Here is a 9,497-nt window from a genome sequence, read left to right on the forward strand (position 1 = left end):
CGCCGTCGGCCCGGCCCCGGACGCGGTGCCGGCGGCCGGACAGCCGCGCGCGGAGGTGGGCTCTTGAGGCGACGGTTGCTGACCGGGGCCATCGGCGGCGTGCTGGTGCTGGGCGTCGCCGCCGGCTGCGGGATTCCCGACCGCAGCGAGGTGCAGATCGAGCAGCGGGGGCCGGCCGCGGAGACGAACTGGTCGCTGGGACGCGGTACCGAGCCGCCGACGCGGGAGGCCAGCGGCAGCGACGCCGAGGCGTTCGTGCGCAACTTCCTGGCCGCCGCGGCCGGCGAGCCCGACCGGGCGTACGAGCGGGTGAAGCGGTTCATCGCGACCGCAGACCGCAGCGGGCTGCCGAACAAGCAGGGCAGCGAGGTGGCGCTGTCGGTGGTGCGGCTCACCGACGACCCGGTGATCGAGCCGGACGTGGACAGCATGAAGGTCACCATCAGCGTGCAGCAGGTCGGGCTGCTGCGGGCCAACGGAACGCTGGTGCCGCCGGTGGCCACCGAGTCGACGTACGAGTTCCGGCTGATAAGTGCCGGCCCGGCCGGTGAGGACGATGCCGGCTACTACGTCAGCGACCCGCCGAATGTGCTGCTGCTCAGCGACGACGCGCTGCGCCGGTACTACCAGGCGGAGGCGATCTACTTCTGGAACTCCGATCGCACCCAGCTCGTGCCCGACCAGCGATACCTGTCCTCGGCGGTACCGTCGCAGCGGCGGGTGAGCGAGGTCGTCCGGTGGTTGACCGCCGGCCCGTCGGACTGGCTGCGGATCGGCGTCTCCGGTCTGCCCGACCGCACCGAGATGATCAACAATGCCACCGGTTCGGACGGCCGGTGGGAGGTCAACCTCGACATGCCGGGCGCTGACGAGCGCCGGCTGGAGCAGTTCGCTACCCAGTTGGCGTGGTCCCTGCGGGAGTTGCACGGCACCGTCGAGGTGAAGATCCTCAACCAGTCCCGCAAGGTGATCGACCTCGCGGAGCAGCGCAGGCTGAATTCGCTGGACCTGATCGAGGTCAACGCCCGGCGATACTGCGTCTACGAAGGGGCGATCCACTCGCTGACGGTGGCCGGCGAGGCCGCCGGCTCGGTACCGCTGGCGCCCGAGGTCAACCACGACATCGTCTCGGCCGGGCTGCGTCGCGTCAACGCGGACGTCCTGGTCGCCGTCGTGGTGGCCGGTGAGGACGGCCGGCAGCGGCTGGCCGTCGGGCGGAGCAGTGGCGTGGTGGAAACCCTCACCACCGGCCCCAGCAGGTACGCCGAGATGAGCCGCCCGGTCTGGATCCGCAGCGACGGTGCCCGCCCGGCCGGCCTGGTGGTCGCCGACGGCCGGCTCTACCGCTTCGACGGCCAGGCGGCGACGCGGCAGGTGCAGCTCAGCCTGCCGGGCCGAGTGACCGCGGTGGCGCCCGCCCTGGACGGGCACCGGCTGGCGCTGATCGTCGACGGCACGCTGCACGTCGCCGCGATCAACTGGGAGGGCGGGGTGCCCACCGTGGGACCGGCCCGACGGCTGGTCAGCTCGCTGACCGACGCCACCGCAGTGGACTGGTCGGCGGCGAACCGATTGCTGGTGGCCGGCTCGGCGGGCCGACCGTCGATCTACGACGTGACCGTCGACGGCGCCCTGGAGACCCCGCTGCGGGAGGACACCGGCAGCCAGGTCGACCACCTCGCCGCGTACCCGGCCACCGCCGAGCGGTCCCCGCTGGCCGGCTCGTTCATGTACGAGGCGAACGGGGTGGCGTACCGCAGCAATCCGTTCGACCGGATCAACCGCGACCAGGTCCAGGACGTGACACCGCCGCCGGCGGGGGTACGTCCGGGCAACCCCACCGCCCCCGTCTTTCTCTACTGAGCAGGCCGTGACGGGCGGGCTCTGGGCGGACCTGGCCGACCTGGTGCTGCCCACCGACTGCGCCGGCTGCCGGGAACGCCGCCCGGGGCTGCGGCACGGGGTCTGCCCGGACTGCGTCACCGCGCTGCGGGCGCTGCGCCCCGGTCCGGTGCGACCTGTTCCGGCCCCGCCCGGTCTACCGCCCTGTCACGCCCTTGGCGAGTACGGCGGGCCGCTGCGGGAGACGCTGTTGGCGTACAAGGAACACAGCCGGCATGGTCTGGCCCGGCCACTCGGCGCGCTGCTCGCCGAGGTCGTCGCTGCGGCGGTCGGTCCGGTGGGGCCGGTGCTGCTGGTGCCGGTGCCGGACACCGCGGCGGCGGCCCGGGCCCGCTACGGGGATCACCTGGCCCGGCTGACCCGGCACTGCGCCCGTCGGTTGCGGGCGGCGGGCTGGCCGGTGCGGGTGCACAACGCGGTACGTGCCGCGCCCCGACCGGACTCGGTGACGCTGGACAGCGCCGGTCGGGCGGCGGCGGCCACGGCCGCCTTTCGCGCCCGTTCGGGCCGCGGTCCGGCCATTGCGGGGGCGCGGGTGGTCCTGCTGGACGACATCGTCACCACCGGGGTGACCCTCGCGGCGGTCAGTCGGGTGCTGACCGTGCGCGGTCTGTCGCCGTACGGGGCGGCGGTGCTTGCCGCGACCCGGAAAAGGCACCAACAGTGACTGATCGTGTTTCCGTTTCACCCCTTCGTGTATGAGGTGTGGAAATTCTCCGGGCGGTCTTGGCGACCGGGGGTGACTGGTGGGCAAACAGGAGTTAGCGTTTGGCTGTTGGGGGTAGGAAGGCCATCCCACCACCCCCGGCGGTGAGAGGAGGCGTAGCCGCACTGACCGGTCGGCGCCGAATGGGGCCGTCCCCGGGCACGACCGGAGTTCCGGATCGAAGACCGTCCGAACGAGGGAGGTCACGTGGACATCGTGGTCAAGGGCCGTAACGTCGAAGTGCCGGACCATTACCGGGTGCACGTAGCAGACAAGCTTGCGAAGATCGAACGCTACGACCACAAGCTCATTCGTGTCGATGTCGAACTGTTCCACGAGCGCAATCCGCGCCAGGCCGATCATTGCCAGCGGGTGGAGATCACCTGCTATTCCCGTGGCCCGGTGATCCGGGCCGAGGCCTGCACCAGCGACTTCTACAGCGCTTTGGACTCGGCGATCGCCAAGCTCGACTCCCGGCTGCGCCGCGCGGCCGACCGGCGTCGGGTACACCGAGGCCGGCACGCCCCGCTGTCGGTCGCCGCTGCGACCGCCGGCCTGCCGGTGACCGACCTCCCCGCGCTGTCCGCCCCCGCGGAGACCAGCAGCAGCGCCGCCGTGGAGACCGGCACCGCCACCGCGCTGGCCGAACGGCCCGAGGAGGAGTACGCCGACGATCAGCCGTGGCACATCGCCCGGGAGAAGGTGCATCCCGCCGAGCCGATGACCATCGACGACGCCCTGTTCCAGATGGAACTGGTGGGCCACGACTTCTATCTCTTCCAGGACAAGGAATCCGGCCGCCCGAGTGTGGTCTACCGGCGGCACGCCTACGACTACGGCATCATCTCGCTGGACATCTGACCGTGACGGCGGCCCGGGTCGGTACCCACCCGACCCGGGCCGCCGTCCCGGCACCGTACCTGGGCCGCCGGCGCCGCCGGCCGCCGTCAGGCCACCGGATCCGTAGGTAGCAGACCGTAGATCGTCGAGTCGGCCCGGCTGCCGGCCGCGCCGGGCAGCCGGCCGCGCAGCAGCCCCTCCCGCCGGAAGCCGGCCTTCTCCAGCACCCGCTGGGAGGCGGCATTCTCCGGCAGGGTGCCGGCCCACAACCGGGACAGGCCGACGTGGTCGAACCCCCACCGGGTGAGCAGTCGTACGGCCCGGGTGGCGTAGCCGTGTCCGCGCCACCGGGGCAGCAGGCTGTAGCCAAGCATCGCCTGGTCGCTGGCGGGCTCATCGGGGAGGAGCATGCAGCTGCCGACGAATTCCCCGGAGACGGCGTCGAGGATGGTCATGGCCGCGGCGGTGCCGACCAGTCACTGACTCTCCGCACCCTGGCAGCGTCGCTTGATCTCGTCCCAGGTCGGCGCCCCCGGGGGCACCCGGCTGGCCGCCACCTCCGGATCGCTGTGCAGGCGGTACGCCTGCTCGGTGTCGTCCGGTCCGAGCCGACGCAGCACGACCACCCCGTCGACGAGTCGGCCGTCGGGCAGGTCCGGCAGCGGGCACGGCGACGGGCCGGGCGGGTCGTCGACGAGCCGTACCCACACCGTCAGGTCCCGCCGGTCCCCGCCCCGGACCGGTGTCGCGGACCGGCGTACCCCCTCGGGCCGGAACCCGGCGGCCAGCGCGACCCGCTGGCTGGCCGTGTTCTCCACCCGGGTGAGCAGTTCCAACCGGGCGGTGCCGCCGGCGAAGGCGTGCTCGGACAGGGCGCGGGTGGCGGCGGTGGCCACCCCTCGGCCGCGCGCCCACGGTGCCACCCAGTAGCCGATCTCCGCCTGGCCCCGCTGCGGCACCGGGTGGCTCAGGCCCACGGCGCCGAGCAGCCGGTCGGTCGCCGGGTCGGCCACGGCGTACGCGGCCCCACCGCTGGCGAAGGCGGCCGGCGCGCCCTGGGTGATCCACCAGCGCGCATCGGCCTCGGTGTACGGGTCGGGCAGGCTGTCGAGAAAACGCCGGGTGAGCGGATCGGCGCAGCCGGCCGCGACGTCCTCGACGTCGTCGAGGCGGAACGGCCGTAGCCGCACGCCGTGCGCCTCGATGCGCTGCTCGCTGCCCTGAGGTTCGTTCATGACAGATCCTCCGCGAGCAGTGCACCGACCCAGACGTCGACCCGGGTGCCACGGTGGTTGAGGCCCCCACGGGCGGTGCCCTCCACCGCGAAACCGGCCTTCTCGGCGGCCCGCCGGGAGGCGACGTTACCGACGTTGGCCCGCCATTCGATCCGGGCCAGCCCCAGGGTGGTGAAGCCCCAGGTGCAGAGGGCCGCCAACGCCGCCGGTTGGTAGCCCCGCCCCCGTGCGTGCGGCGCGGTCATGAAGCCCACGTCGGCCAGCAGCGGGTCGGTGGCCGACAGCCGGAGGTCGATGGAGCCGGCGTACCGGTCCGTGGCATCGGTGAAGACGAAGTTGGCGCTGGTGCCGGCGGCCCAGGTGGCTCGCACGAACCGTAGGAAATCTTCGGAGTCCGCCCGCGTGTAGCCCTCCGGCACGGTCGTCCAGCGCAGCGTCTCCGGATCCCGGCAGGTGGTGACGATCGCGTCGTGGTCGCGTTCCTCCATCGGGCGCAGGCTCAGCTCGCCTGTGCCGGCAGTGGCGAACAGGGTCGGTTGCGGCCGGCCGAAGACGACCGCGCGTCGCGCGTCCAGGGTGCCCGGACCGGCCGGGCCGACCTCGCCGGGTGCCGGTACGTCACCGGGCAGCAACGTGCCGAACCACTCGTGGGCGCCGCCGGCGGGGTCGGCGGCCCGTAGCCGTCCCTCGATCCGGACGCCGGAGCGCAGGGCGACCAGCCGGGAGGCGTGGTTGCCCACCTGGGCACTCCAGAGCAGCCGGCGCAGCTTCAGCTCGTCGAACGACCACCGGGCGACGGCTCGTACGGCCCGGACGGCGACCCGCCGACCACGCGCCCACGGCGCGGTCCAGTATCCGATCTCGCTGAGTTCGTGGTTGCGGTCGATGGTGTTCAGTCCGCAGGCACCGAGCACCTCGCCGCTGACGGCGTCGCAGACCGCGAAGGCCGCCGCGGTGCCGAGTTCCCACCGGCGGGTTCGGTCCGCGACGAAGCTCTGCGCGTGTTCGTGCCGGTACGGGCGAGGTACGGTGGTCCAGCGCTGGATGTCCGGATCCTGGCAGGCGCGGTAGACGGCGTCGGCGTCGGTCGCTCGCCACCGCCGCAGCAGCAGGCCGTCTTCGGTGATCTCCACGGGCTCCACCGGGCCATCGTGCCGGATCGTTCGCGCACGGCGTAACCGGATAACCGGGACGCGGACGGGAGCGGGGAGTGTTATGTCGGTTTCGCGGCGGCCGGCCACCGCCACCAGTGACCATCGGCCGGATGGAACGCCTACGATGGTTCGAGACTGTCTAGGGGAGCGTTGATCCGTGTCGATTCTGGAAAAGGTCCTCCGTGCGGGCGAGGGGCGCATGGTGCGCCGCCTCAAGGCGATCGCCGCCGCCGTCAACTCGATCGAGGACGACTACGTCAACCTCACCGATGATGAGCTGCGGGACATGACCGAGCAGTTCAGGGAACGTCTCGCCGACGGCGAGACCCTGGACGACCTGCTGCCCGAGGCGTTCGCGGTCTGCCGGGAGGCGGCGGCCCGGGTGCTCGGCCAGCGGCCGTACGACGTGCAGGTGATGGGCGGCACGGCGTTGCACTTCGGCAACATCGCCGAGATGAAGACCGGTGAGGGCAAGACCCTGACCTCGGTGATGCCGGTCTATCTCAACGCACTGTCCGGCAAGGGCGTGCACGTGGTCACGGTCAACGACTACCTGGCCCAGCGGGACGCCGCCTGGATGGGGCGGGTGCACGAGTTCCTCGGTCTGACCGTCGGTGTGGTGCTGCCCAACCGGCCGGCGACCGAGCACCGCGCGGCGTACGAGTGCGACATCACCTACGGCACGAACAACGAGTTCGGTTTCGACTACCTGCGCGACAACATGGCCTGGTCGAAGGACGAGCTGGTCCAGCGCGGCCACAACTTCGCCGTGGTCGACGAGGTCGACTCCATCCTGATCGACGAGGCCCGGACCCCGCTGATCATCTCCGGCCCGGCCGAGCACTCCGCGCGCTGGTACGGCGAGTTCGCCGCCGTGGTGGCCCGTCTCCAGTCGGGCAAGGACGGCGCGGGTGACTACGAGGTCGACTACGCCAAGCGCACCATCGCGGTCACCGAGCGCGGCGTGGCGAAGGTCGAGGACCGGCTCGGCATCGACAACCTCTACGAGTCGGTGAACACTCCGCTGGTCGGTTACCTCAACAACGCGATCAAGGCCAAGGAGCTGTACAAGCGCGACAAGGACTACATCGTCAGCGAGGGCGAGGTCCTGATCGTCGACGAGTTCACCGGCCGCATCCTGCACGGTCGCCGCTACAACGAGGGCATGCACCAGGCGATCGAGGCCAAGGAGGGGGTGGAGATCAAGCAGGAGAACCAGACCCTGGCCACCATCACCCTGCAGAACTACTTCCGCCTCTACGAGAAGCTCGCCGGCATGACCGGTACGGCGCAGACCGAGGCGGGCGAGTTCAACAAGGTCTACAAGGTCGGCGTGGTGACCATCCCGACCCACCGGCCGATGATCCGCGAGGACCGGGCCGACGTCATCTACAAGACCGAGCAGGCCAAGTTCAACGCGGTGATCGAGGACATCGCCGAGCGGCACCAGGCAGGTCAGCCGGTGCTCGTCGGCACGGTCTCGGTGGAGAATTCCGAGATCCTGGCCCGGCTGCTGACCCGCCGGGGCATCCCGCACTCGGTGCTGAACGCGAAGTTCCACGCCCGCGAGGCGGAGATCGTCGCCCAGGCCGGCCGCAAGGGCGCGGTCACGGTGGCCACCAACATGGCCGGCCGGGGCACCGACATCCTGCTCGGCGGCAACCCCGAGTTCCTCGCCGCCAACGAACTGCGCCAGCGTGGGCTGGACCCGCTGGAGAACGCCGAGGAGTACGACAAGGCCCTCGAAGAGGTCCTGCCGCAGTGGAAGCAGGCCTGCGACGCGGAGGCCGAGGAGGTCGCCGCCGCCGGTGGGCTGTACGTGCTGGGCACGGAACGACACGAGTCCCGGCGGATCGACAACCAGCTGCGTGGCCGGTCCGGCCGCCAGGGCGACCCGGGCGAGTCGCGGTTCTACCTGTCCTTGCAGGACGAGCTGATGAAGCGGTTCCGTTCCGGTGCGGTGGAGGCGGTCATGGACCGCTTCAACATCCCGGAGGACGTGCCCATCGAGTCGAAGATGGTCACCCGCCAGATCAAGAGCGCCCAGGCCCAGATCGAGGGGCAGAACGCCGAGATCCGCAAGAACGTCCTCAAGTACGACGAGGTCATGAACAAGCAGCGCCAGGTGGTCTACGCCGAGCGGCTGCGCGTACTCAACGGCGAAGATCTGTCCGATCAGGTACGCAACATGATCGACGACACCATCGAGGCGTACGTGCGGGGGGCCACCTCGGACGGCTACGCCGAGGACTGGGATCTTGAGCAGTTGTGGTCCAGCCTCAAGCAGCTCTACCCGGTGGGTATCACCATCGAGGAGCTGGAGGAGGAGGCCGGTGGGTCGCGGGCCAGCATCGACGCCGACTTCCTGCTCGCCCGGCTCAAGGAGGACGCGAACGCCGCGTACGACCGGCGTGAGGAGCAGCTCGGCACCGAGGGCGCCCGGCAGCTGGAGCGGATGGTGCTGCTCCAGGTCATCGACCGCAAGTGGCGTGAGCACCTCTACGAGATGGACTACCTCCAGGAGGGCATCTCGCTGCGGGCGTACGCCCAGCGCGACCCCGTGGTGGAGTACCAGCGTGAGGGCTTCGACATGTTCGCCACCATGATGGAAGGCATCAAGGAGGAGACGGTCGGCTTCCTCTACAACCTTGAGGTGCAGGTCAACGAGCCGGAGCCGGAGGCCGAGGAGGTCCAGCTGCTGGACAAGCCGGTGGAGATCCGGGCCAAGGGCCTGGGGCGTGCGCCGCACCAGCAGGGGCTTCAGTACTCCGCGCCGACCATCGACGGTGAGGCCGGCGCCGGCGGCGTCGCCGTGCAGCGTGAGGAGCAGCGGGCTCCCGCACTCGGTATCGGCCGTCCGGACCAGGCCGCCCCGGCGGCACCGGGGCGCACGGCACCGACCGCGCCGCAGCGTCCGGCCGGCGGCCTGCGCGGTCCGGCGGTTCCGGCCGGCAACTCCCGCCAGCAGCCTGCATCGGGGCAGGCGACCGCCAGCAACGGACCGTCCCGCAATGCGCCGTGCCCCTGCGGCTCGGGTCGCAAATACAAGCGCTGCCACGGTGCGCCCGGCGGCACCTCGGCCGGCTGATCCCGCCGACTCCGAAAGATCGCGCCCGATCCTGCGCTGAGTGGCCTCGCACCGCGAACCCGGCCACTCGCCCCGGGATCCGGGCGCGATCTCGTCCGGGCTCCCGTCCGCGGCGGTCGGTCAGAGGACCCGCAGGTCGGTGCAGAGCCAGGTGCCGCGCCGCTGCTCCAGGCGCAGCGCCATCGCCCAGCTACGACCACCGGCGCCGGTGAGTACGGCGGCGGCCTCGATGGCGCTGGGACGAGGCTCGCAGACACGCAGTCGACGCAGCCGCACCCCGGGTCGCGCCGAGCGCCGTCGGGCCGGTGCCCCGTGCGCGGTGGCGCGGGCCAGCTCGGGCAGCAGCACGGCGACCCGAGCCGGGTCGAGCTGACGCCGTAGCTGCATCGGCGGCCGGAAGCCGTTGAACACCTCCAGGCAGGTGGCGACGAAGCGGTGGGCGACCCGGGTGGCCGCCGGAGTGGCTGTGGTCAGGGCCCCAGCCGGCAGATGCGGGGCCGGCGCGTGGCCGGGCCCCGCCGGCCCGGATCCGGTGGGCCGGCCGGGCTCACCCGACCACGGCACCCCCGGCG

At 71.7% G+C, this 9,497-nt stretch carries 6 protein-coding genes and 1 pseudogene; 4 read left to right on the plus strand and 3 right to left on the minus strand.

Features of this window, described 5'->3' with window-relative positions; translation table 11 throughout:
* The first annotated feature begins 63 nt into the window (after nt 1–63).
* From AC2CHE_RS25860 to hpf, 3 genes are all read left to right on the plus strand, one after another.
* Complete coding sequence (locus tag AC2CHE_RS25860; RefSeq protein WP_484507445.1) at nt 64–1,863, plus strand: LpqB family beta-propeller domain-containing protein; 1,800 nt, start codon at nt 64–66, stop codon at nt 1,861–1,863.
* A 43-nt stretch (nt 1,864–1,906) separates the two neighbouring features.
* Nucleotides 1,907–2,569, plus strand: coding sequence for a ComF family protein (locus tag AC2CHE_RS25865; protein WP_484507450.1), 663 nt, complete (start codon nt 1,907–1,909; stop codon nt 2,567–2,569).
* A 246-nt stretch (nt 2,570–2,815) separates the two neighbouring features.
* Complete coding sequence (hpf, locus tag AC2CHE_RS25870) at nt 2,816–3,469, plus strand: ribosome hibernation-promoting factor, HPF/YfiA family (protein WP_484507446.1); 654 nt, start codon at nt 2,816–2,818, stop codon at nt 3,467–3,469.
* 86 nt (nt 3,470–3,555) lie between these two features.
* Here the strand turns inward: hpf and AC2CHE_RS25875 are convergent.
* Nucleotides 3,556–4,683: pseudogene (locus AC2CHE_RS25875) on the minus strand (GNAT family N-acetyltransferase).
* Nucleotides 4,680–5,825, minus strand: coding sequence for a GNAT family N-acetyltransferase (locus tag AC2CHE_RS25880; protein WP_484507447.1), 1,146 nt, complete (start codon nt 5,823–5,825; stop codon nt 4,680–4,682). The pseudogene AC2CHE_RS25875 and the gene AC2CHE_RS25880 overlap by 4 nt, the downstream one beginning before the upstream one ends.
* 169 nt (nt 5,826–5,994) lie before the next feature.
* Here AC2CHE_RS25880 and secA point away from each other — a divergent pair, with 169 nt between their 5' ends.
* Nucleotides 5,995–8,925, plus strand: coding sequence for a preprotein translocase subunit SecA (gene secA, locus AC2CHE_RS25885; protein ID WP_484507448.1), 2,931 nt, complete (start codon nt 5,995–5,997; stop codon nt 8,923–8,925).
* A 120-nt stretch (nt 8,926–9,045) separates the two neighbouring features.
* On the opposite strand, the gene AC2CHE_RS25890 is transcribed toward secA, so the two are convergent.
* On the minus strand, nt 9,046–9,497 hold a 452-nt coding region (locus AC2CHE_RS25890; RefSeq protein WP_484507449.1), incomplete at its 5' end, for an Rv3235 family protein.

The sequence above is a fragment of the Micromonospora sp. ATLC16 genome (assembly GCF_057196645.1).